This is a genomic window from Acidimicrobiales bacterium, assembly GCA_036378675.1.
Classification (GTDB): Bacteria; Actinomycetota; Acidimicrobiia; order Acidimicrobiales; family Palsa-688; genus DASUWA01.
This window is the reverse complement of record DASUWA010000068.1, coordinates 1-22,774: the sequence shown is the minus strand read 5'-3', so window position 1 is coordinate 22,774 and position 22,774 is coordinate 1. Positions and strand designations below refer to the sequence as shown.

Below are 22,774 nucleotides of genomic sequence, written 5' to 3'. Positions count from 1 at the left end.
AAGTTTGTGGCGGCGACCCGTCAAGATGGGGTCGTCGTGACTTAGTAGGGGCGTGGCCGGAATTCGGCGAGCAATGTTCGAAAACGATCAGCAATTCGAGCCGTACGAACACACCTTTGGCGGTTTCGATACCTGGTATTCGGATAATCACGCCCGTGTCTTGCACGTGGTAACGGTCGCTTCGGGCGATCCGGACGCTGCCCGCGACGCAACCGACGAGGCATTCGCCCGAGCGTTGGCCCGATGGAGCCGGGTGCGGTCGATGCGGTCTCCCACGGGCTGGACGTGCAAGGTTGCTCTGAATCATCTGCGCCGGGGTCGCCGTCGACTCTGGCGCGAAAAGGAACTGCTTGCCTCGGCGTCTGACGGTTCTCGGAGATCCGACGACTTCTCGATCTGGCCCCAAGTGCTGGAAGCGGTCGAGCCTCTGACGGTCCGGCAGCGCACTGTTCTGGCGCTCCTCTACGTAGCCGATTTGCCCCAAGAGGAGGTTGCGAAGTTGCTTCACATCTCGCGGTCGACGGTGGCTTCCACTGTCGCCGACGCCCGATCCGCGGTTCTCTCCCGGGGCGGAGAGCCGGTCGGCCTGAATGATCTGGAAGTGCAGCCGTGACTCGTTTGGAGGAACAGCTCAGGCAGCTGTCGTCTGCCCCCCCGGTTCGCCCCCGCGCGCCGATGGAACACATCGCTCGAAGAGCCCGACAGCTGACGTGGCGTCGCCGCGCCGTGGCCGGCGTGGCTGTGATTGCCGTCGCCGCGGTCGCCGTCCCATTGACCCTAACGAGTCGAGGACCGTCCAAGGCCACCCAACTACAAGTGGAAGGTGGAATCGAGATCGCGGTCCCCAGACTGATCGCGACGTTGCGAGTACCTGATCAAACACGCAGCGATCCTGTCGGACCTTCCGTCGCGCTTTCGCAGACAACGGCCGTCGTCGGCGCGCCAGGTCCGGGAGGTGGGCGGGCTTACCTGTTCAGCGCGTCGAGGGGCGGCTGGAAACAGATCGCGGTCCTCCAGGGTTCTGACGCCTCCCCCGTTGACCAGTTCGGCTCAGCGGTCGCCATCTCAGGCGGCACCGTTGTCGTTGGCGCACCCGGCCATGGCGGCGGGAGGGCATACGTATTCGTCAACGAGCGGGGCAGCTGGAGGCAGGTCGCGGAACTGAAGGGATCGGGGACCTCTACACAGGATCAGTTCGGTACGGAGGTCGCCATGTCCGGCAACACCGTGGTCGTCACCGCCCCAGGCTACGGTCAAGGCGCTGGGCGTGCCTATATCTTCTCCGGTTCGGGCGACCGGTGGGTCCAGGCTCAGGAGATCGTCGGATCGGACACGACTGTGGGGGATCAGTTCGGTTCGGCGGTGGCCGTATCGGGCGACTCGGCCGTCGTCGGGGCCGCTTCGCACCACTACGGCGAGTTGTACGTGTTCGATCGCGAGGCGACCGGATGGCGCCAGACAAATGAGCTGACAGCTGCTCAATCGCTAACAGCAGCGTCCGGCTTCGGTCAATACCTGGCCCTATCGACCGGGACGCTCTTGGTAACCACGCCTGGGAACTACGACGTGCCCTCACAGGCGGACAACCTGGGACCCGCCCAGATCCTTGAGCTGGCACCGTCAGGGTGGTCCAGCCCAATCCCGCTCACACCCGGGAACTCAGCGTCTGGTGCAAGCTTCGCGACAACCGTCGCGCTGTCAGGGCCGCTCGCCCTCATCGGCGGCGCTCCTGGAGCCCGCGCCTACCTGTTCGAGCGCACGGCCAACGGTTGGCGGTTCGTCACCGAGTTTCAAGGCTCCGACACCGGCGCGTTCAGTTCGACGGCCGCCCTCTACGGGTCCACGGCTCTCGTGGCCGTTGCCGGCTCGGTCTACATCTTCAAGATCTGATCAACCAAGACCATCGAGAACAAGAGGGAGATCCGCCCGTGACCGCAGTATTCAGCCTGGCCTCTAGAGGCCACCATGTCGTGACGGTCGTCATCACGGCCGCCGCTTCAGTCGCAATCACCGTGATTCTGATGCTCACTTTGACCTCTACGTCGACTGGCGCACCGGCCAGCAACCGGACTGCCGGCAACGTTGGTTCGTGCTCGGCCTCTTACAACGCCACCAGCGGAAGCCCCGCAGCGTTCCGGCTGGCAGACACAGGCGCCGGGGCGGGCAGTTGCTGACCGTCCGGTCCTCCAAGAGGCCCACGACTTCGGCATACCAACCGAATCGACAAGATCGGATGATTTCCGATCGGGCCAGTAGATCGTCACTGTCAAGGTTCGTTCGAGTCCTGGGCCTGGTCGTGCTCCTGGGCGGGTTCGCGCTGACCACGCGCGGATCTGCCAGAGCAGATACCGAGAGTGTGTCCACCTCCACCGTCTGTTTCGCTGTCCATAACGGTGCGCTCCCGTCGAGGGTCATCGGCACCCGATTCTCGACCGGGAACTCCGACCCTGACCGGGTGATGGTTCTGGTCTATGGGCACTCCGGGACCACACAGGTGTGGGACTGGCAGCCCAACTACTCGGTCGCCCGGCGATTCGCGCAGGCCGGCTACCTGGTCATCACCTACGACCGGCTGACGGCTGGCGCCAGCACCGTGCGGCCTTCGTTGCTTGGCAACACAGTCACCTACGACTCGGACCGGGAAATGATCAGCGAGATCGTCGAGCAGATCCGGGGCACGTACCCGTTCCCTGTGAGCGCGCCGATAGGTCCGTGCAGCTATCCAGGGGCGGGGGCCGGCACCCATCCAAAGATCATTCTTATCGGGCACAGCCTCGGAGGCGCGCTCGCCGGAAGCTATGCCGGCGCCTATTCGGCCGTCGCGCCTGTCGACGCGGTTGTTCAGGCGGACTTCTCGAACACGGGGGACAGCGACGAAGCCAACAGCGTGGTCGACGCCAAGGCCGCCTCCGCAACGAACTTGAGAGCCGGTTACGCCACGATCCCACTCGACGATGGCTCAACCCCTTCATCGAAGTCGGTTTCGGCCCAGACCTGCAGAGAGAACCGACGACTCCTCCTCGGTGCCGGAGTGCCGATCAGTCCCGCTGGGTACGCCGCTGCATGCGATCCCTCGAGCTTCGACCCGGTGCCCTACGGGGACTTCATAAGCGGAGCGGCCATCAACCAAGAAGACCAATCCTTCATAGCCAACACGCCCAGCAACATGCCGGTGCTCCTGGTGTTCGCCGACCACGACTGCTTCTTTCCACCTGCACCGTCCTCGGCTAACCCGACGCCCTGTCTGAGCACCGCCACCGGAGGCGGTTGCGACCGCCAAGGGTGCCAGCAGGACGAGATCAACAACTGGAGGACGCTCTGCCCGTGCAGGAACAACATCACCACGTGGGTCGAACCGAACTCTGGGCACACCTTCATGTGGTCCCAAACCATGCCCGAATTCACCAATACGGTCACGGCCTGGTTGCAACGCGTTTGGGGACCTAATCCACGTATCTGAAGAGCCCGGAGCTTCTAAGTTCGGTCAGTACATACCTACCTTCGGGGTCATCCCCCCGAGTTCACCGCGGCGCTCTCCAGATCCACCAGGCACACCCCCGCTTGTGAGCCGGCGAGCTGCTCGCTGTATGGCGCCAGCGTATTGGCGATCTGGGTCTCGACGGTGAGGAACTGAGTGCGGTACGGGCCGTAGAACGGGGCCACCGTGGTGTAACCCGAGGTCGACAGCGTCTGGAGGGTCGCAAGCAAGCGGTCCAGCACGGGCGCCCCCTGCGGGCTCTCCGCGGCGAGCTTCGAGATGACCGGTCCGAACAGCTGGAGAAGCGGCGCGTACGCGGGGGCGAGCGCGAAACCCTCCGACGCGAACGGGCCGAACGCAGGCGCGAATCCGACCAGCGACTGCAGACCGCCGCTGGAGGTGGCTGGCGAAAGGGGGAGTGGACAAACGGCCGGCGGTGGCGTGTTCGGTGGTGGGGTGCTGCCCGCGCCGCCACCGGTGTCGCTGCTCGGACTGGTGGAGGGGGCCGGTGCGGACGTGGTCAACTCCGGCCCGGCGCCAATAGCGCCGGACTCGGACGCGAGTGGTGTCTCGCCGCCGATTGCGGCCGGCGCGAAAGCGGGAGACGTTGTCGGTGGGGAGGGCGCGACCGCTGCTGCAGGAGAGATCAACACGGGAGGCGCGCCTGCGGCGCCGCTTCGATGAGTCAGCGTGGTAGAGGTACTGGCCGGCCACAGCGCGAACAGACCAAGGGTCACCAGTGCGGCCACGACCACCAACGCCGAGATCAGACGCCCGGCGCGCCACCCGCGCAACGTCGGCGACGATGACGATGACGATGACGATGATGTGCTCAAGCAGCCCCCAGATTGATGTCGTTGCAGCGAGCGCAGACCTCCTCGGGGATGACGCCCGCCCGCATGAGCAAACCGAACGCCTTGCATCCCAGGCAGTACGCGAAAACAGATTCCAGCGTCGCGGCCACGATGATCATCCCGACGAGTACCTCCGCGGCAGTCCAGTATCCGAGGCCGGTCAGTATCGATGCACTCCCGGTAAACGAAGCGCCGATCAGCTGGGCGAACCGCTTCGGAGGCCCCGGCACCGGCTTCGGCGCGACAGGGAGACGAGGCGTGATCACCCTGGTGACCAACTGACCGAGCGGGCTGAGCGACGGCCCGGTCAGCACCCGGGCGATGAAGCCGGCGGCGATCACGTACACGAGCCAGTGCTGCTGGCTAATCAATGTCACCGCGGCAAGGATCACCACGCCGCCCGCGACGAGTCGGGCCGAGACCTCGTTCACCGGGTCGGGAAAAGAGAACAGCGCCTTGAGACTGCTTGGGGGCCGGCGGCGGCCCTGTGTCGTTGTCACGATTGTGTTGCTCATGAATCACTCCTCATGCTTCGGATCCTGCGGTCCGTACCGATGAAACCGCCGAGACCGAGTACCCCGGCGGCGATGACAAGCGCGACGGCCCACGCCGGGATTCCGAGCCCGCTCTTCGCCACCACCTTGGTTACAAGCGCGGTTCCACCGGCGCCGACTTCATTACTACCTCCACCAACAGCATCCTGTGCCGACGAGGCCGACGCGCCCGATGCGCCCGACGATTCATTGGGCGGAGGCGTCGCGGTGGAGGCAGCGGCACCGGGAGTTGACCCCGCAGTCCCAGCCGGTTTTGCGCCCGCGGCTGGGGATAAACCGTGGGACGCGGGAGCCGCCGGCGTCACAGACGATGATGAGGAGATGGCTGACGAGGCAGAGCCCGCCGGCACGAAGCGCCCGGTCAGGTGCCACAACCCCGAAAAACCGTTGAACGGCCCGCCTACCACCTGGCTCGTCCACTGCAACGTGTACGAACCGCTGCCCGGATCGTAGGTTCCGGTAACCGGCGTCGTGTCACCCGGATAGGTGCCGTCCGGTTTGGGCGATCCCTGGTTGAAGTACTGGTTGTTCCACGACACCGACACCGCTTGCACCGAACCGGACAGAGCGGTACCTGAAACCGTGATCTGCGGGGCCGGCACTGCTTTGTCCGTCTGGGGATCGGTCGGTTGAGTGGAAGCGGAGTAGCCCACGCCGTAGAACCGGGCAGGTGTGATGATCCGTTTGGCGAGCGCGTTGCCCGACCCGTCGAACGCCGGCGACGGCTGCGGTTGGTACCGGCCGGTCGCGAGACCGCCGTCGGTTCCGGGTGCCATGGGCGTGTAGCTCTGGTCCGAGCAGGTCGAGTCGCTGTTGGACAGGAAAGGTCCGCCGGCGTTGCCGCCCTGGAGGATCATCCGGAAGTACGAACCGCTCACGTGACCGCCGTTGCAGGAGCCGGCGGTGATGTCGAACGTGCCCACAAGAGCGGTAGACGCCGACGCCGGTGCTGCCTGTAGCAACAGGGGGCTGATCACTGCCGCACTGACGATGGCGAGCGCCACCAAAGATCTGCGCATTCAGCTAGCTCCCGAAGGGACGAAGGTTCCCTGCAGATGCCAGTAGCCGGTGAACCCGTTGAACGGGCCGCCCACCACCTGGCTCGACCATGTGATCACAAAGGCGTGTGAAGTCGGGTCGTAGGTTCCCGACAGCGGCGTGGTCAACCCGGGGCGGGTCCCGTTGGGTTTGGGGCTGCCCTGGTTGAAGTACTGGTTGTTCCACGCCGCAGACCACGCTTCGACCTGTCCGCTCAACGACGTGCCGGCCAGCTCGATCTGCGGAGCCGGCACGTGCAGCCCGGCTTGGGGGTCGACGGGGTTGGTGGCGATGCCGAAGTTGATGGCGGTGAACGCTTGCGGTGCCACGATGCGGTCAGCCAGCGCGCTGCCGGTGGAAGTGAACGGGGGCGTCGGGTTTGACTGGTAGCCACCCGTCCGAATGCCTCCGTCCGTACCGGGCTTGGCGAGGGTGTAGGTCTTGTCCGGGCAGGTGGAATCCGGGTTCTGGAAGAACGGTCCCGAAGCGATCTTCCCGCCGGGATCGATCATCCGGAAAAAGGTTCCGCTCGCGCCGCCCCCGCTGCACGCGCCGGCGTCGAGCCGGAACGTGCCGACCAGCTGACTCCCCGACGCGTTGCTTGAGCTCGCACTCTTAGATCCCCCGCACGCGGTCAGGCCAAGACCTGCGGTGACCGCGACTGCTCCGATTCGGACGACCATCCTTCGGTTGATCACGACGCAAGCTCCGCCTGACGCAGATCCACGGCTGTCGCCGTTTCGCCCCTCGGTTCGCGGGCTATCAGCACCCCACCGATGACGAGCAGCCCGGGCAGGACGAAGAACCACGGGAACAAGGGGAAGGGTGGTAGCGCGGCTATCGCGTGATAGCTCGTGACGTTGTCGCTCATTGCTCCGATCATTGGGGTCATATCGTTGAGAACGTGCACCCAGGTTCTGTCGAGCTGGGCCACGGCGGGGAAGCGACTCGCGATGTTCTCGGGAGTCATCCCCGCCTTAGCCAGTGCCGGGGCGAGATCGAGGCGGATGATCCCCTGGCCCGAAGCCATGGTCGAGAAGTCGTTCTGGATGGTGACGACGTTGCTCGTCGTCTCGATGTTCTTGAAGGCGGTCATCATGTGGCCGCCCTTCGGAGCGCGCGACCACATCTGGAACATGGCCGGCGCAACCACCAGCCCTACGCCGACCGCCACCAGCACAGCGGTGGCCGCCGTGCGGCGCCTGCCCAGCAACAACGCCGATGACGCGCCCAGGATGAAGATCCCGGGGAGAACGAAGAACCAGGGAAACAGAGTGAAGCTGGGCAGGGCGGCGACCGCCTGGTAGTTCCCCAAGTTCCCCTGCACCTTGTCCAGCAGGTCGGTCATCTTGGCGTCTATGGCCGGCCACTGCCGGTCGAGGTTCCCGTAGGCGGGGTAGGCGGTCCCCACCGGTTGACTAATTACATTGCGCGCCTGGAGGTAGGGGCCGACCTGGGTATCCACCTGGTTGATGCCGGACCCGATCAGGGAGATGTCGTTCTGGTACCCCTCGAGGCGCGCGGACGTCATGAACGGCCGGAACTGCTTGAGCATGGTCGCGCCTTGGGGTGCCCGCTGGAACATTTGGAAGGCGACCGGCATGAGGATCAGGGCGGCCCCGATGACCGCCAGGAACCACAACGCCCGCCTGCGCCGGCGTGGCGATGCGCCCAAGTCTTGGTTCGTACTCCCGTCGCCTGCGCTCCTGCCCGCGCTGGCAACAGCAGACTGGCTGCGGGAAGGTGCCGGCACCCGTCCATTATCTGTCAAATCAGATAGGTTTCGTCTAGTTTTGGCTGGATTGCCCCTCTTCGCGCCTCCGGCTCAACCGGATCGTTATAGAGCAAGGCGGGGACACTGAAGCTGCCCGCTGCGGGGTCATGATGCTCGCTGGCAACGCGCAGACGCGAGCGTTCGTATCGATCATGGCCGCCTCGGCAGGTCCCGCCCTCGATGAACGCGCCCACGTCTACCGTGTAACCCGGTGAGCGGCTGGCCGGACGACTGGGAGCAGCGGAAACGCGGACAGGACTGCCCGATGTGCGCCTCCATCGGCGGCGGCGACAACGAACACGGATTCTTCGTGGCCGAACTGACCTTCACCGAGGTGCAGTTGGAGCGGCGCAGCCGCCTCGCCGGGTACTGCGTGGTCATCTGGAAGGACGGCCACGTCACAGAGGCCAGCGACCTCAACGACGATGCCGCCGCGGGCTACTGGCGCGACGTGATGTCGGTGGCCCGCGTCCTCGAGGCCGAGTTCAAGCCGATGAAGATGAACCTGCTGACCCTCGGCAACTGGGTTCCGCATCTACACACCCACGTCCTGCCGCGATACGTGGATGATCCAGCGCCGGGAGGACCCATCACCTGGGCAGACGTTTTCGCCGAGCAGCCCAATGACGAGGTTGTCCTGAAGGCCCAGGTCGATCAGATACGCGTCGGTCTGGGTTTGAGCCAACGACGGTAGAGAACATTCCCATGCGCCGGGGCGGGCACGTCCGTATATCTCTCATCCGCTCGTCGCGCGTTGCGATGAGACTCCCTCAGCTCCGAGATGGAGGCCAGGTTCCGGTGGAGAGCGCCACGACGAAGAGCGCAACGGCCTGATCCAGTTCGTGGGCCCCGCCCGTGCTGACCAGTCCGTTGACCGTCGCGCCGAAGATCTGGTGCGCCGACGCGCATTGGGCGTCGTCGAGACCGAACGACCGGAAGGTCGCCGCCAATGGCTCGTGGAGCCGGGCCATCCGGGGGGCAAAGTCCGTATCGCTGCGGTCGATCGCCGATAGGGAGGCGGTGCGCCCTGGGTGAGCTTCGGCATAGGACCGATACTCGCGTGCGATAGCGGCGAGAGCCTCGGCTCCGATCTTCCCGATGGCGGCCGACCAGACCTTGTCCGAAAGCTCCTCGGCGGCCAGGAGGGAGATTCCCTTGCGCAGGTCCTCAAGGCTGTCCACGTGCGCATACATCGATGTCGCATGCCTCCCGAGCTCACGGGCCAAGCCGGCGAGGGTGAGGGAATTCCAACCGTTCAGGTCGACGAGGTCGGCGGCGGCCCGGACCACCTCGTCGCGCACCAGCGACTCTCCGCTCGGCGGGCGCCCCCGTCGCGCGGCGACCCGGGTCTGGCTTGCCATATCACGTATTGTAACAACCAGCGGTGAGTGGTATAAAAACCATACTCCGTTCCCATGGGGGGGATTGAGGGAGGAACGTGAGTTGCTCCAATGTGGCGCAACTCCGCGGCAGACCAACTTTGGAGAGGTGGTCGGTGAGAGCGGTTCGGGTCCTACGGCACGGCCGGCCCACGGAGGTCATCGAGGTCCAGGACATCCCGGTGCCCGACGTCGACCCGGGTGGAGTTCGCGTGGCGGTGTCCGCGGCGCCTATCAACTTCGGGGACATCGCACGGTGCAAGGGGGGCGTGGCGAGTGTTATGGCCCAACCTCCCTTCACCCTGGGGATGGAGGTGTGCGGTGTAGTAGAGGCCGCCAGCGAAGGTAATGAGCACTGGCTCGGACGCCGGGTCGTCGCGATGTGCAACATGTCCTTCGGGGGTATGGCCGACTTTGCCCTCGCCGGCGTCACAGGCGTGTTCGATGCCCCGGTGGAGCTGGACGACATCGAGGCCGCCGCCTTTCTCCTCCCGTTCCACACCACCTACCTGGCGCTGCACACTCGTGGGAAGCTGCGGGCCGGTGAGACCTTGCTGGTAGTCGGAGGCGCCACTGCTCTGGGGACCGCCGCCATCCAGCTCGGCGTGGCGGCCGGCGCCCGCGTCATAGCCATCGCCGGGGGTCCCCAGAAAGCGGCGCTGTGCGAGAAGCTGGGTGCCGACGCTGCGATCGACCACAGGTCCGAGGACATCTTCGAGCGGGTGATGAGCCTCACCGGTGAACGGGGCGCGGAAGTTGTGTGTGACTTCGTCGGCGGTTCCGCCACCGAGACGGTCTGGACATGCGTTGCCTACGAGGGCCGCTACCTTCCGGTCGGGTTCAACGATGATCCCGAGTCCGGCTTCACCGGCCGCCCGCTGCGCCGGGTGTCGATGGGGAACTTCTCGGTGGTCGGCGTGCTGATGGGGTACAACGAGCACTCCCTGCCGATGAGGCAGTTCGGCGTCGTTCCCAACCCTCCCGAGCGAGGCCGTGAGGTACACGCCGCTTTGTGCCGGCTCGTTACCGAGGGTGCTATCCGGCCTTACATCGGAAGGCGCATCAGCCTCGGGGAGGTGGCCGGAGCACTCGAGGACCACGAGCAACGACTCACCAGCGGCCGAACGGTAGTCGACCTGTCTTTGCCGGCATGATCGGCCCGGACGACCTTCTGGAGGAGGCCTGCAAGGAGACTGGTCTCGACGATTTCGGGCCAGACGACTTCCGGGAAGGCCTCGAGGTGTACTGGGACTCGGTTACCTCCGAAGCGCAACTCAACGAGGTCGGGGCAGTCGCCGTGCGAGCCAACGTCGTGGGAAGCCTCGCCAACCGGTTGAAGGTCGTCGACTGGGCCGCGTCCCACGCCGACGTCGCCGACGAATCCATCGAGGCACCCGTCTTCGTAATCGGGATGTTTCGAGCCGGGACGACCCTGCTCAGCAACTTGTTCGACCAGGACGTGAGGAACCGGGCGTTGCTGCGTTGGGAGGCGGGCGACAGCGTCCCGCCGCCCACTCCCGCCAACTTTCGAAGCGGCCCCAGAGTCGACGCGGCTCGGGTGGCCGGCGAAATGCTCGAGTCGCTCAACCCGAGGATGGCCGTCGTCCACCACGAGGACGCCGACGGTCCAACCGAGTGCATCGCGGTGATGAGCCAGGACTTCAAGAGCCTGGCCCTAGAAGCCATCGCGAACGTCCCGACATACGGCCGCTGGCTCCAACAAGTTGATCAGCGCTCCGCGTACGAATACCACCGCCTCGTGCTCCGCGTACTACAGAACGGCGGCGTTCGGGGGCGCTGGACGCTGAAGAGCCCGCATCACGCCATAGCTCTCGACGCCCTGACCTCCGTCTACCCCGATGCCCGACTGGTTCTGCTACACCGGGATCCCGTCGTTCTCGGTGCATCGGTGTGCAGCCTCATCTCCACCTTGACAAGCACCTTCAGCGACGCCGACCACCGCAGGTATATAGCGGAGCACTGGACGGCCATGCTCGAGACATCCATCGAACGGATCGAGGCATTCCGCACTACCCATCCCGATCACCCGATTCTCGATGTCCAGTACGACGAGTTGGTGCGGAAGCCCGTCGACACGTTGGCCGCGATGTACGACTTCCTCGGAGATTCCCTTTCCGAGGATGCACGCGCCGCAATCGAGGCCTACGTCGGCACCCATACCAAGGGACGGTTCGGTCAGCACCGCTACGACCTCAGTGAGTTCGGCCTCGACAAGGCCGAGGTGGCCGAGCGCTTCGGTGCCTACACGGCTCGCTATCAGATCCCGGTCGGAACGTAGACGTGCGAGTCACCGAGCGACTGGGGGTCGGTGCGGCGATCGTATGTGTGATTGGCCTGACCGCCTGCTCGAACTACGAGCGGGTCACCGGAGTTGGTCCCAGCGGGGGATCTAACTTGGGCCAAGCCGCTGGCAACTCACCCGGTTCCGGACCAAACGGTACCGCGGGTGGCGTCACGGGTTCGGGTGGCCCCTCCGCCGTCGGTTCTAGCTCGAGTGGGTCGGGAGGGTCGGGCGGGTCGGTGTCGGGGTCTATTGGCTCGATCTCATCGGGCGGCGGCAGGAGTCCACTCCCCGGTGTCAGCAATTCCCCGGGTCGGAGTTGCACGGTCAAGGTCGGAGTCACCTACTCGAGCGACGTCAATGCCGCCTTGGCCGCGGCCGGGGATCCGAGCCAGGCGGCCAATTACGGGAACTACGTGGCTGCGCTCCAAGCCGAGTACCAGGCGGGAGCCAACTTCATCAACAGCCACGGCGGCATCGCCGGATGCCAGATGACGCTGGCCTACTACGACTTCAAGTCGCTGTCGGCTGACGGATTTTCAGCCGAGTCCCAGAGGGAGTGCACCAGCCTGGCCGAGGACGCCCATGTGTCGTTCGCCTTCATCTACGGGCTGGAGAACAGGACCCTCATCGACTGTATGGCCAGTCACAAGATCCCGGTCTTCTACCACGGCGGTGAGTACACCGTGCCCAACGATGCCGACTACCGGAAGTATCGGGGTTACCTGTACCAGGAGACGGGCTTTTCCACTGACCGGTGGGGCCCATTCATCAACTTCCTGGCCAACGCCGGCTATTTCGACCAGGGCAGCAAGATCGGGATCCTGCTGGCCGACGACGGGAACGGCAACAACCAGCACCTGGTAAACAACATCTGGATACCGGCGCTCGCCCAGCTCGGCTATGCGAATCCCACCGTGTTCACCTACACGGCCCTCCAGGGATACTCATCTGTAGGCGACACTCAAGCCCAGCTCTCGTCCGCGGTGCTTCAGTTCAAGCTGGCCGGCGTCAACCACGTCATCGCCACGCCAGACTCCGGCGCCACGACCCTGTTCTTTGTCCAACACGCCCACAGCCAGGGTTACCACCCTCGATACGCGTTTACGAGCGTCAACTACCCCGAGCTCATGAAGAACGCGCCGGCAGATGAGGCAGTCGGGGCACTGAACGTCTCTTTCCTCACTACTGACGCTGAGAACCCGGGAGCGGCCGCCACCAACTATCCCAATGCGGCCCGGACCCAGTGCGACAGGCTTTTCGCGGGGAAGACCGGCGGCGGACCGGCGCCCTATCTGTACTGCGACTTCATGAACGTCATCACGGGGGCTACAAGGGCAAAGCAGTCCGTGGACCCGGCCACCCTGCTGGCGGGGATCGAGGGTCTCGGGACCTCGATCGAAGGCACCGGAGACTACGGCGCCACTTATCTCGGTCCAGGGCGAGACGATGGTGGGGCGGCCGTCCGTGTCATGGCGTGGGACCCGTCGATCTCGGACTTCCGGTACGTGACCGGACCTATCCGTGTGCCGTGATCATTGCGGCGTCTAGCGCCCGTCGACGGTGGCTCGGTTTCCGCGCCTGCGTCGCCGCAGCCGGCGTCGCCGCGAGCGCGCTGCTTATCGCTGGCTGCGGAGGTCTGAACTTCTCCCACGACAGCCGATTGAGCATCATCGCCCCCGGGAGCCTGTCGACCGTCTCTACGCCAGTGGACCTGCGCTGGTCCGGCGGCCTCCGGGCAGGGAGTACGGCCAAGTACGCGGTGTTCGTCGACTCCGTGCCGGTACACCCCGGCCAGAACCTGCGTTCCCTGGCCGGCAAGGTCTGTGCGCACGCGCCGGGCTGCGTGGATGTTGCCTGGCTGAACCGACACTTCGTGTTCCTGACCGGCAGCCACGACCTGGAGCTCGACGCTCTCCCGATCCTGGGCACCGCCAAGGCTGACCGCGACTTGCACACCGCCACCATCGTGCTCGTCAACTCCGCCTGGGCGCGCGTCGGGGAATCGGCGTGGAGCGTGACCTTCGTCCTGGCGCGCGCGCGGTCTCTATGAGGCAGCCCCGCGAGGCCGTGCGAAATCGGCCCGAGCTCACCAAGCTCAGGCGGGCGGAAGCAGCCATTGCGGACTTGGAGCAGGGCGGGGCGAGGCTGCGTCCCGCCGGCCGGAGCGCGTTCGGGGTCGTGGGCCGTTTCGAGCTAGGTCCGATGTCGGAAGCACTCCGCGCCAGCGGTCTCGGCTGGTACCAGCTGGCGGCGCTGACATTGCTGGGCGGCGTCGACGCCCTGTTCGCGGGCGCCCTGATCAACACAGGCGGGCCGATCTCGTTGTCCCTGGGAATCCCGAACCTCAGCCTTCTCATCTACGTCCGAATCGTCGGTTTGGCCGTAGCGGGAGTGGCCGTTCTCCAGATGATGGGTCGCAGCCCGAGGCCCCGGGCTCAGCGGAGCCGGCTGGTGCTGTGCGGGGGAGCGGTGACAGCGACAGCGCTCCTCGCCGGCGGCTTCTCTCGCAACGAATGGGGGCTGGTCGGGGTCACCGCGCTGGCCAGCCTGGCGTCGGGCGTCGCGTACACCCTGCATCGACCGCTCCTGTTCGACCACTATCGGCCGGAGGTGCGGATCCGGGCGATGGCCTCCTACGGCGCCGGGCTGATGCTCGGGCTGGCGGGGGCGTCGGCTGCAATCCCATTGGCCGATGACCTGGGCATGACGTGGCGGTGGGCCTACGTGGCGCTGGCCGTCGTGGCGGCTATCAGTGTTGCGGGTGCCGGCCGGCTGACCGACGCGGTTCCCGGTGGCTGGGAGAACCGTGTCATTTCCGGTTTGGTCCGTCGCCAGCTCGGTCCCCCGGGACCCGATTTGAACGGAGCCGGCGGGTCGGATTCGACGCCCACGACAGCCGAGAGGTTCAGGCAAGTCCTGGTCACGCGCGCCGCCGTTCCGATTCTGATCGCGGCATCGGCTTCCGGCCTGCTGGTGGTCACCTTGCCGCCGTACCTTTGGTCGTTCTGGAGCGACCACTGGGGAATGCATCCGGACGCCGAGGCCGGCCTGTTGTCCGGACTCTGCGGTGCGTCGATCCCCGCCTTGGTCTGGTTCGGCCGACGCGGCGAACTGGCCTTCCGAGCCAGCCCCGCACGCATGCTCCGCATGACATCGCGGCTGGCCGCGTTGGGCGCCCTCGCTCTGTACCTGGCCGTCGTGATCCACCTGTTCGCTGTGATGGTCGGCCTCCTGGCCGTCGCGTTCGCTGCGCTGGTGGTGCTTCTCACCGCCGCATCGGCTGCTCTTCTTTCCGCCGTGCGGCCCGCCAACCGCCCGCACGCGTCGCTCGCTCTCGGATTGGCCGTGCTACAGGGCGGGGTCACAGGGAACTTCGTCATGCACGCTTTCGACAGACGTTTCGGGTTGGCCTGGGCGTTCTTTGCGGCCGCGCTGTACGTTCTCGGTTGCGGGGCTTCCGCGTCCCGGGCGGCCCGCACTATCGAGTCTGACCTCGACGACACGGTAGGGGCCATGATCGCCGAGACGGAGCTGCGGACCCGCACGAGCCAGGGCCAGCACCTACCCCTGCTTGGGGTCCGCCACGTCGACTTTTCCTACGGGCCGGTGCAGGTCCTCTTCGACGTCACCTTCACCGTCGACGACGGGGAGATGGTGGCCCTTCTTGGCACCAACGGCGCGGGGAAGTCGACACTGCTGCGCCTTATTTCAGGCATGTGCCTGCCGTCGCGCGGCAGCATCCACTTCCGAGGGTCGGACGTGACCTACCTGGGCCCCGACGAGCGGGTCCGGCGCGGGATCAGCCAGGTACCCGGAGGACGAGCCGTGTTCGGGGCGATGACGGTGGTCGAGAACTTGCGCGTGTTCGGCTACACCCACGGCCGGGACCGGCGCGCCGTCGAGTCCGGGGTTGAGGCCGGGCTCGCCGCCTTTCCGAGTCTGGCCGGTCGGCTGGACCAGCCGGCGGCAACCCTCTCCGGCGGCGAGCAGCAGATGCTCGGCCTTGCAAAAGCTTTCGTCGTCCGACCCCGGGTTCTCCTGATCGACGAACTGTCGTTGGGTTTGGCCCCGATCGTGGTCGGGGAGTTGCTCGACACCGTCCGGCGGATCAACGCCGACGGGACGGCCGTGGTCATCGTGGAGCAGTCCGTGAACATCGCCCTGTCGCTCGTTGACCACGCCTACTTCATGGAGCAGGGAGAGGTCCGGTTCGACGGCCCGGCGGCAGAGTTGGCGGCCCGGCCTGATCTGTTGCGCTCGGTCTTCCTCGAGGGCGCGGCCTCGAAACCACCTGCGCCGCCGGGCCCCGCACGGCGTCCGCGCGCCCAGGCGGCCGGGCGCTCGAGGTGAACGTCGTGGCCGTCGTCGTCAACGCGCCCGTGGTGGCCCTGGGAGCAATCACGGGAATGGTCTACGGGATCCTGGCCGTGGGACTGGTCCTGGTGTACCGCTCGAGCCGGATCATCAACTTCGCGCACGGGCAGATCGGAGCGTTCGGGGCCGCCCTTCTAGGCGTCGCCGTGGTGAGTTGGCACGTCCCCTACTGGCTCGCCTTCCCAGGTGCGCTGGCCGTCTCGGCGGGCGTCGGCTCCGGCGCCGAGGTGGTGATCGTGCGCCGGTTGCGCAATGCCCCACTCATCATCACCGTAATTGCCACGCTCGGGCTCACCCAGTTCCTCGCCTTCTTCTCCGAGGTCGTCAACAACCAGGCACAGGCCGGACAGAACTACCCACAACCGGCCGGCCTTCCCCACTTCGGCCTTGGGGCCTTGGAAGTCACCTCGGCGCACTTTGCCATCTTGGTGCTCACCCCCTTTGTGGTGGCGGCGCTGGTCCTGTTCCTGCGGCGCGGTCGGCTCGGCTTGGCTGTTCGGGCGGTGGCCGCCAACCCTGAGGCGGCTGGGATGTCGGGGATCCTCTCCAACCGGATGTCCTCGTTGTCCTGGGCGCTCGCGGGAGGGCTGGCGGCCTTCACCGCCATCCTGGTCCTGCCCACCCGCGGCTTCACCAATGCCGAGTTCCTCGGACCGGGGCTGCTACTGCGCGCTCTGGTCCCTGCCGTCATAGCCCGCATGACCAACCTGCCTGTGGCCCTCCTGTCCGGAGTGGGGCTTGGGATAGTCGAGCAGGTGCTCCTGGCCAGCTACCCGAACGGCGGGCTGGTCGAGGCGGTCCTGTTCGTGGCCATCCTGGTCGTGCTGCTTCTCCAGCGCTCGCGGCGAGGCCGGGCGGAGGAAAAGGGCACCTGGTCTGCCGTCCAGGCCTGGCCGCCTCTCCCCGAGTCGTACCAACGGGTGTTCCTGCTGCGCAACGCGGGGCGAATCCTGACGGCGGTCTTGGTAGTTATCGCGCTGCTTTTACCGGCCTTCGTCTCCAATGAGACGGCCGCGGTGCTGACCTTCATCATGGCCTTCAGCCTGGTCGGGCTGTCGCTCGGGGTGATCACCGGACTGGCGGGCCAACTTTCGCTTGGGCAGTTCGGTCTGGCCGGCGTCGGAGCGGTTGCGTCGTTCGTGGTGACCGCGCACACCCACGACATGCTTTCCGGTGTGGTGGCCGCTGGCCTGGCGGCGGCGTTCGTCTCGCTCGTCATCGGGCTGCCGGCGCTCCGCATCCGGGGCATGATGCTGGCGGTCGCAACGCTGGGTTTCGCGCTCGCCGCCCAATCGTGGCTGTTCGCGCAGCCCTGGATGCTCGGCTCCGGCGTCCACCCCGGTCCCTCCCGGCTGTTCGGACTCGTGTTCGACACCGGCCGGAAGTACTACTTCGTGGCATTGGGCGTGTTCCTGGCCGGGCTGTGGCTCGCGCGCAATGTCCGCACCGGGGGGCTAGGCCGGTGCCTGCGAGCCATCCGGGACAATGACGATGCCGCCCGCTCGTTCACGGTCCCCGCCGTCCGACGCACCCTGCAAGGCTTTGTGGTTGCTGGATTCATTGCCGGCCTCGGGGGAGCGGTTTACGGCCATGCCCTTTCGCTCGCAGTCGCCGGCTCGTTCCCTGTGGATTCGAGCATCAACTCCGCCGCGGCCACCGTTGTCGGCGGTGTCGGCGCCCTCAGCGGACCTCTTCTCGGGTCCTTCTACATCATCGGAATCCCGCGCTTCCTGCCGCTCGACAACGCCGGCCTCGCCGCCACTTCGATCGGATGGCTGATCCTGATCCTGCAGCTGCCCGGGGGCATTGCCCAGGGCCTGCGTCCGCTGCGGGACCGGATCCTCGATGCAATCGCCCGCCGCTCGGGGCTGGATCCAGCGCGAGAACGGAGCGGACGCGCGCGGACAGTTGTCCAGCGGGTGTCGGCCGTGACCGCCGGAACGCCTCGCCCTGCGATCACCGGTTCTCCGGCTCTGGCTGCTTCGCATCTCGTCAAGAGCTATGGGGGGGTGAAGGCGGTGAACGATGTGACCCTCTCCGTGGACGCGGGCGAGACGCTCGGCCTCATTGGGCCCAACGGTGCAGGCAAGACCACGCTGTTCGAGCTGCTGAGCGGCTTCACCCGGACAGACTCCGGCTCGGTTTCGCTCGCTGGCGTTGACATCACGAGCCTCGCCCCGGAGGCACGCGGCCGACTCGGACTTATCCGCTCCTTCCAGGACGCTGCCCTCTTCCCAACCCTCACCGTTCTAGACGCAGCCATGCTCGCCATGGAGCGCTCTTCCCCGTCCCGGTTCCTGTCCTCGATCGGCGGCTCGATCCGGCCGGAGCGCCGCAAAGCCGCGAGGGCCTATGAGCTCGTAGGCTCGATGGGCCTCTACAACTACCGGAACACCCAGATCCGCGAACTCTCAACCGGGACACGCCGAATCACCGAGCTGTGCTGCCTTATGGCCCTGCAACCGACGGTGCTCTTGCTCGACGAGCCTTCGTCAGGAATCGCTCAACGCGAGACGGAGTCACTGGGGGTGCTGCTCCAACGGATCAAGGCGGACCTCGGACTCACACTGGTCGTAATCGAACACGACATCCCGCTGATCATGGGGATCGCCGACCGTCTCATTGCGATGGAGGAGGGCCAAGTCCTGGTCACCGGTCCCCCCGATCTGGTCCGCAACGACCCGCGAGTGATCTCGTCATACCTGGGAGGAGACATCATGGCCATCGAGCGATCCGGTTTGATGTCCCTGGCGGTTACCAGCAAGGGCCGCCGGGGGTCACGGAAGCCCGCGGTGGCGGCGACGAGTCAAGTGGGACGCGGGCAGTGATCGACGTCGATCCGGAGCTCGAGCCTCTCGACGATTACGTCCCGCCACCGTACCGGCCGCCCGCCACGCTGGACGAACGCTTGATCAAGGCGTGGCGGGAGGTGACCCGCACCCCGGGCCGGGCGGCCATCGCCACACTCGACCTTTGCGCTTTGGTTGCCTTCTTCCTCTCGCTTCGCAGCATCCCAGTCACGACAGTCGACGCCGTCGGCCCCCTGCGGGCCAACTGCGGCATCTCCTTCTACGTTGGCGGAGCTTCCAACCGGGCGGTGGACGCCGCATGCCATTACGCCTACGCAAGCCGGATCCCGCAGCTGATCATCATCGGCCTCATAGTCGTGGTTGCCTCCGGGTTGCTCGTCTGGACCATCGTCCGCGAGGCGCCCGGAGAACCCACCCTCTGGTCGGCCGTAGCTGCCACACCAGGCCGGGCGGCGCTGGCCGTCCTCGACGTGGCCTTGTTGGTCACGGCCATCGCGGCCCTGCAGCCGGTGACCTTGACCACGGCCGATCACGTCAGCTCGCTAAACGCCAGATGCGGCCTGCAGTACTTCGTATTCGGCGCTTCCAACTCCGCGGTCGGACAGGCATGCCGGAACGCCTACGAGCCCCGCGCCGCGCTTTTCTTCGTGACCCTGGCCGCTCTGATCTTGGGCGTGATAGCGCTGGCCCGAATGGTCCGCCGATCTGTTGAGCCCCTGGATCCCGTACGAAGGCCCGATTGACGCTGGGGCTTCGCTCAAGTTGTGACCTTCTCGCTTCTCACTTGACCGGGACGAGCTGTGCCGGCGGGCGTGTCGTTGGCCATGGGCGTGGCTGTCACGTGGCCTCTGGCCTGAGGAAGCTGGTAGCGATGGCGCTGACGGCCCGGTTCAGTGAGGCGTTGGTCCTGGCCGCGTCGCTGCATCGCCACCAGGTGCGCAAGGGCGGCAACATCCCATACATCTCGCACCTGCTCGCCGTCTGTTCGATCGTCCCGGAACATGGAGGCGACGAGGATGAGGCGATCGCAGCTCTGTTGCACGACGGGCCGGAGGATCAGGGTGGAGAGGCAACACTCGAGATGATCGGCAGGATGTTCGGCGAGCGGGTGCAGGCGATCGTGGCGGCATGCAGCGACACGTTCGAGACCCCGAAGCCACCCTGGATCGAACGCAAGAAGGCCTACATCGAACACCTGTCGAGCGCGGAGGTTCCGCGGTCCGCCGTGCTGGTCTCGGCCGCCGACAAACTCCACAACCTCGTCACGACGATCGATGATCTCGAGGCGCACGGGCCGGCCCTGTGGGAACGGTTCAACAGCACCCCGGAACAGCAGCTCTGGTACTACCGGTCCCTATCGGATGTTTACGGGGCGCGCCTCGGGGGCCGTTTGGCTGAGGGGGTTGCCGCCGAGGTTGACCGGCTCGAGGCCGCCATTACCGGATCGCAGTGAGGGAGCCGCAAGCGCCCGCCATTGCTCGACGCAAAGGTCCGTGACCGCCAGGCCGGGGCCCGTTGATGTCGGTCGAGTCGTTGCAGCCTCACGTTGGGGGACAGACTGAGGTCCGGTGCGTGTGGAGATCCTCGTTCGGCCAAACGCCTCCCGGGGTGGCGTCGGTGGGAGCCACGACGGAGCGCTTGTCGTCCGCGTAGTTGAGCCTGCGGACCGAGGAAAAGCGACCGCGGCCGCCCTGAGCGCTCTCGCTGAGTCGTTCGGCGTGTCATCTCGCGATGTCACCTTGGTCCGAGGGCCCGCCAGCCGGAGGAAGGTTGTCGACATCGCAGCCACGAAGGAGCGAGAAGAAATGCTCAGAAGCCAGTTGCAGCGATTACTGCATGCTGACGACTAAACGGGAAGTCTGGATCGATCCACGCCTTGCCGCACTCGCTGCGAAGTCCGCGCCAACCTTGGTTGAGGTGAGCCGCTGTCAGGTCGTCCTCGTCGACGTAATGAGCGACGTTGCCGTCACACCCTTCTGGCAAGATAGAAGCCGGTAGTGACGCCTCGAGGCCTGGCGTGCCAATGCCGTGCAATGGCCTTCCCTTCGGAAACGAGCTTTCTCGTTGCGCGCCCTTTGGGGAGGTGGAATGCCGGCATCGATCATCGAGGCGGTGGAGCATTTGTGCTCCCTGTTGGTTGGGTTCGATGCCGGCGTCTACAGCGGCGACGACTGCGTGCGGCTGGTAGAACGCCTCGCCGCGACTGAGAAGGCGTGTGCCGGCGCGAGGATGCTGGCCGCCAGTCGCGCGGTGGAGTGCAAGTCTCACGAGAAGAAGGGTTTCAACGACGGGTCCGACTGGCTGGCCCGCCAGTCCGGTATCACACCCGGTGAGGCGAAACGGAAGCTCAAGACCGCCAGGAAGATGGGGGAGAAGACCAAGGATGCCCTCCTCGGCGGAAAGCTGTCACTGGACCAGGCCGAGGAGATCACCAACACCGTCGACGACGTACCTGGCAGCGAGGGTGAGCTGGTCGATCTCGCGTCCGAGACCGATCTGAGCCGGCTCCGCGACGAAGCGCGGGACCGCCGCCTTGCCGCGATCAAACGCGACGAGCTCCACGAACGTCAGCAAAGGGCACGATCATTCCGGTCATGGCGCGACGAGCTTGGCATGGTGTGCTTCAAAGGCGCCCTGCCACCCGAAACCGGTCTCCCGCTGGTGCGGCGAATCGAACTGGAGGCCTACCGCCTACGCAAGGCCGCTAAACGAGACCCCGACGCGGAGGTTGAATCCACTGAGGCTTACGCAGCCGACGCTTTTGTCGACCTGTTCAACCAGTCCGGCGACTCCAAGCGTTCACCCAGCGTCGAACTGTTCCTTGTGTGTGACATTCAGGCCTGGCGGCGCGGCCATGTACATGATGGTGAGCCTTGCCACATCGTCGACGGCGGCCCGATCCCTATCGATGTGGCCAAAGAACTCGCCAAGGACGCCTTCTTCAATGTGGTTCTTCACGACGCGGTCGACATCCTCACCCTGACCCGCTTGGGTCGGCACATTCCTGCGCACCTGCGCGCCGCGCTCGATATCGGTGACCCGCCCGACTTCGACGGCAAGAAATGCGCCGACTGCGGCAAACGCCACCACCTGCAGATGGATCACGTTGATCCGGTCGCCAACAACGGACCGACGAGCTACAAGAATCTCAAGCCCCGCTGCTACACCGACCACCAGGCCAAGACCGACCAAGACCGCAGAGCCGGACTCCTCAAACCTCGGCGGAGGCCGACCGACGCCGGGGACGCCCATCGCCCTAGCGGCCCGGATCCGCCTCCGCCTCCGTAAACAGTCGGGGCCACCCCGTCGTCATGCACCTCTCGGGGCGTCGGGGCTGGCCCGGAGCGGTCACCCATTCGTAATCGTTTGTAACACACTTGCAAGCGCATCCGACATGTTCGCCGTCGATCTGGCTGACGGCACCGGGAGGACCAATGACCGCCAAGAAGATGACTCGAGAAGAAGAGTTCGAGTTCTACGCGAAGCCCGAGAACCAAGAACCTCAGGGACCTCCCCGGCACCGGCGATCGAAGCTGACCGAACTCGTTCCGGTTCGCTTCCCGCCCGAGACCCTCGAGGAGATTCGCCGGCGGGCAGACGAGGACGACCGGTCCGTGTCGAGCTGGGTCCGGCGACCCGTTGAACGCGAGCTCGAAGAGGGCTCACGGTGAGCTTGCACATCAACCGGCGTTCAAGGAGCTACGAGTCCCTACGACTTGACTGAGCAGAACGTCACCAGGTTCTTCCCCGCAGACAAAGTGATCGAGGAGGTGCCGCTTCCGCCGGCTGTCGAGACCTTCCCGTCTTTCTCATAGACGGCACTTCCCGGCTTCAGACCGGTGAGAGTGAGCGCGGTAGGCCCATCGGTCTGGGCGGTGAGCGTCGCGCACCCGAGACCTGCTGCAATCGCGTCGACGGTGATGGTTGCAACGTTCGTAAGAGCGATAGAGGCGTTCTCGCTGGGCGGCGGCAAGGGACCTTCGGTCCACGTCTCGTTCTGCTCCACGTAGCCCGTCGGACCCGGCGCCCCGAGCGAAGTGGTTTGAGAGGCCGTGAGTCTGGGCTCCGGTATCGCGGCGGAGGCGGCGGTGACGGTTGCCATCGCGCCGGGCGCTTTGTTACGAGCTGACAGGCCGCTCACCCAGTAATCCCGGGTGGGGCCGATCTGGCCCGCCGTGCCGGCCGCGTCGATCTCGCCAATGAGGTCG

The 22,774-nt window shown here is 65.9% G+C and carries 22 protein-coding genes; 15 read left to right on the top strand and 7 right to left on the bottom strand.

The features are described from left to right. The first annotated feature begins 52 nt into the window (after positions 1–52). From VFZ97_19925 to VFZ97_19910, 4 genes are all read left to right on the top strand, one after another. Positions 53–613, top strand: a complete 561-nt coding sequence (locus VFZ97_19925; GenBank protein ID HEX6395708.1) for a sigma-70 family RNA polymerase sigma factor — start codon at positions 53–55, stop codon at positions 611–613. Next, the gene (locus VFZ97_19920; protein HEX6395707.1) at positions 610–1,890 is read left to right on the top strand and encodes an FG-GAP repeat protein; all 1,281 of its coding nucleotides are present in this window, start codon (positions 610–612) and stop codon (positions 1,888–1,890) included. Before VFZ97_19925 ends, VFZ97_19920 begins: the two co-directional genes overlap by 4 nt. Positions 1,891–1,928: 38 nt before the next feature. After that, a complete protein-coding gene (locus VFZ97_19915) occupies positions 1,929–2,174 on the top strand; it encodes a hypothetical protein (protein ID HEX6395706.1) in 246 nt (81 codons plus the stop codon). 182 nt (positions 2,175–2,356) lie between these two features. Next, entirely contained in the window at positions 2,357–3,460 is a 1,104-nt protein-coding gene (locus tag VFZ97_19910; protein HEX6395705.1) for an alpha/beta fold hydrolase, read from the top strand. 47 nt (positions 3,461–3,507) lie between these two features. Here VFZ97_19910 and VFZ97_19905 read toward each other — a convergent pair whose 3' ends face one another. Genes VFZ97_19905 through VFZ97_19885 form a run of 5 tightly spaced genes read right to left on the bottom strand, consistent with a single transcriptional unit; the run spans position 3,508 to position 7,677 of the window. Beyond that, complete coding sequence (locus VFZ97_19905; protein ID HEX6395704.1) at positions 3,508–4,272, bottom strand: hypothetical protein; 765 nt, start codon at positions 4,270–4,272, stop codon at positions 3,508–3,510. Between the two features lie 38 nt (positions 4,273–4,310). Continuing rightward, positions 4,311–4,847: a DUF4395 domain-containing protein gene (locus VFZ97_19900; protein HEX6395703.1), complete on the bottom strand. Its 537-nt coding sequence runs from the start codon at positions 4,845–4,847 to the stop codon at positions 4,311–4,313. Next, on the bottom strand, positions 4,844–5,905 hold the full coding sequence (locus VFZ97_19895; protein ID HEX6395702.1) for a hypothetical protein: 1,062 nt from the start codon (positions 5,903–5,905) through the stop codon (positions 4,844–4,846). Before VFZ97_19895 ends, VFZ97_19900 begins: the two co-directional genes overlap by 4 nt. Continuing rightward, on the bottom strand, positions 5,906–6,622 hold the full coding sequence (locus VFZ97_19890) for a hypothetical protein (GenBank protein ID HEX6395701.1): 717 nt from the start codon (positions 6,620–6,622) through the stop codon (positions 5,906–5,908). Next, positions 6,619–7,677 carry a hypothetical protein gene (locus tag VFZ97_19885; GenBank protein HEX6395700.1) on the bottom strand — a complete coding sequence of 353 codons (1,059 nt, stop codon included), beginning with the start codon at positions 7,675–7,677 and terminating at the stop codon, positions 6,619–6,621. The genes VFZ97_19890 and VFZ97_19885 overlap by 4 nt, the downstream gene beginning before the upstream one ends. Before the next feature lie 232 nt (positions 7,678–7,909). Between VFZ97_19885 and VFZ97_19880 the strand changes: the two genes are divergently transcribed. Beyond that, positions 7,910–8,392, top strand: a complete 483-nt coding sequence (locus VFZ97_19880; GenBank protein HEX6395699.1) for an HIT family protein — start codon at positions 7,910–7,912, stop codon at positions 8,390–8,392. A 76-nt stretch (positions 8,393–8,468) separates the two neighbouring features. On the opposite strand, the gene VFZ97_19875 is transcribed toward VFZ97_19880, so the two are convergent. Further along, the gene (locus VFZ97_19875; protein ID HEX6395698.1) at positions 8,469–9,059 is read right to left on the bottom strand and encodes a WHG domain-containing protein; all 591 of its coding nucleotides are present in this window, start codon (positions 9,057–9,059) and stop codon (positions 8,469–8,471) included. A gap of 134 nt (positions 9,060–9,193) precedes the next feature. Here VFZ97_19875 and VFZ97_19870 point away from each other — a divergent pair, with 134 nt between their 5' ends. From VFZ97_19870 to VFZ97_19825, 10 genes are all read left to right on the top strand, one after another. After that, entirely contained in the window at positions 9,194–10,231 is a 1,038-nt protein-coding gene (locus VFZ97_19870; protein ID HEX6395697.1) for an NADPH:quinone oxidoreductase family protein, read from the top strand. Then, positions 10,228–11,376 (top strand): sulfotransferase, encoded by a 1,149-nt coding sequence (locus VFZ97_19865; GenBank protein ID HEX6395696.1) that lies wholly within the window; start codon positions 10,228–10,230, stop codon positions 11,374–11,376. The genes VFZ97_19870 and VFZ97_19865 overlap by 4 nt, the downstream gene beginning before the upstream one ends. A gap of 242 nt (positions 11,377–11,618) precedes the next feature. Then, positions 11,619–12,914: a hypothetical protein gene (locus VFZ97_19860; protein ID HEX6395695.1), complete on the top strand. Its 1,296-nt coding sequence runs from the start codon at positions 11,619–11,621 to the stop codon at positions 12,912–12,914. After that, on the top strand, positions 12,911–13,432 hold the full coding sequence (locus VFZ97_19855) for a hypothetical protein (protein HEX6395694.1): 522 nt from the start codon (positions 12,911–12,913) through the stop codon (positions 13,430–13,432). The genes VFZ97_19860 and VFZ97_19855 overlap by 4 nt, the downstream gene beginning before the upstream one ends. Positions 13,433–13,449: 17 nt before the next feature. After that, the gene (locus tag VFZ97_19850; GenBank protein HEX6395693.1) at positions 13,450–15,732 is read left to right on the top strand and encodes an ATP-binding protein; all 2,283 of its coding nucleotides are present in this window, start codon (positions 13,450–13,452) and stop codon (positions 15,730–15,732) included. A gap of 5 nt (positions 15,733–15,737) precedes the next feature. Then, positions 15,738–18,584: an ATP-binding cassette domain-containing protein gene (locus VFZ97_19845; protein ID HEX6395692.1), complete on the top strand. Its 2,847-nt coding sequence runs from the start codon at positions 15,738–15,740 to the stop codon at positions 18,582–18,584. After that, a complete protein-coding gene (locus VFZ97_19840) occupies positions 18,581–19,309 on the top strand; it encodes a hypothetical protein (protein HEX6395691.1) in 729 nt (242 codons plus the stop codon). Before VFZ97_19845 ends, VFZ97_19840 begins: the two co-directional genes overlap by 4 nt. Positions 19,310–19,437: 128 nt before the next feature. Next, positions 19,438–20,019: an HD domain-containing protein gene (locus VFZ97_19835; protein ID HEX6395690.1), complete on the top strand. Its 582-nt coding sequence runs from the start codon at positions 19,438–19,440 to the stop codon at positions 20,017–20,019. 635 nt (positions 20,020–20,654) lie between these two features. After that, positions 20,655–21,854: a DUF222 domain-containing protein gene (locus tag VFZ97_19830; GenBank protein ID HEX6395689.1), complete on the top strand. Its 1,200-nt coding sequence runs from the start codon at positions 20,655–20,657 to the stop codon at positions 21,852–21,854. Between the two features lie 146 nt (positions 21,855–22,000). Next, the gene (locus VFZ97_19825; GenBank protein HEX6395688.1) at positions 22,001–22,237 is read left to right on the top strand and encodes a YlcI/YnfO family protein; all 237 of its coding nucleotides are present in this window, start codon (positions 22,001–22,003) and stop codon (positions 22,235–22,237) included. A gap of 38 nt (positions 22,238–22,275) precedes the next feature. Here the strand turns inward: VFZ97_19825 and VFZ97_19820 are convergent. Then, on the bottom strand, positions 22,276–22,774 hold a 499-nt coding region (locus VFZ97_19820; GenBank protein ID HEX6395687.1), incomplete at its 5' end, for a hypothetical protein.

Coding starts and splice junctions, on each gene's coding strand:
- VFZ97_19900 (HEX6395703.1), bottom strand. CDS start 4,847: ATGAGCAACACAATCGTGACAACGACACAGGGCCGCCGCCGGCCCCCA.
- VFZ97_19895 (HEX6395702.1), bottom strand. CDS start 5,905: ATGCGCAGATCTTTGGTGGCGCTCGCCATCGTCAGTGCGGCAGTGATC.
- VFZ97_19875 (HEX6395698.1), bottom strand. CDS start 9,059: ATGGCAAGCCAGACCCGGGTCGCCGCGCGACGGGGGCGCCCGCCGAGC.
- VFZ97_19865 (HEX6395696.1), top strand. CDS start 10,228: ATGATCGGCCCGGACGACCTTCTGGAGGAGGCCTGCAAGGAGACTGGT.
- VFZ97_19835 (HEX6395690.1), top strand. CDS start 19,438: ATGGCGCTGACGGCCCGGTTCAGTGAGGCGTTGGTCCTGGCCGCGTCG.
- VFZ97_19830 (HEX6395689.1), top strand. CDS start 20,655: ATGCCGGCATCGATCATCGAGGCGGTGGAGCATTTGTGCTCCCTGTTG.
- VFZ97_19825 (HEX6395688.1), top strand. CDS start 22,001: ATGACCGCCAAGAAGATGACTCGAGAAGAAGAGTTCGAGTTCTACGCG.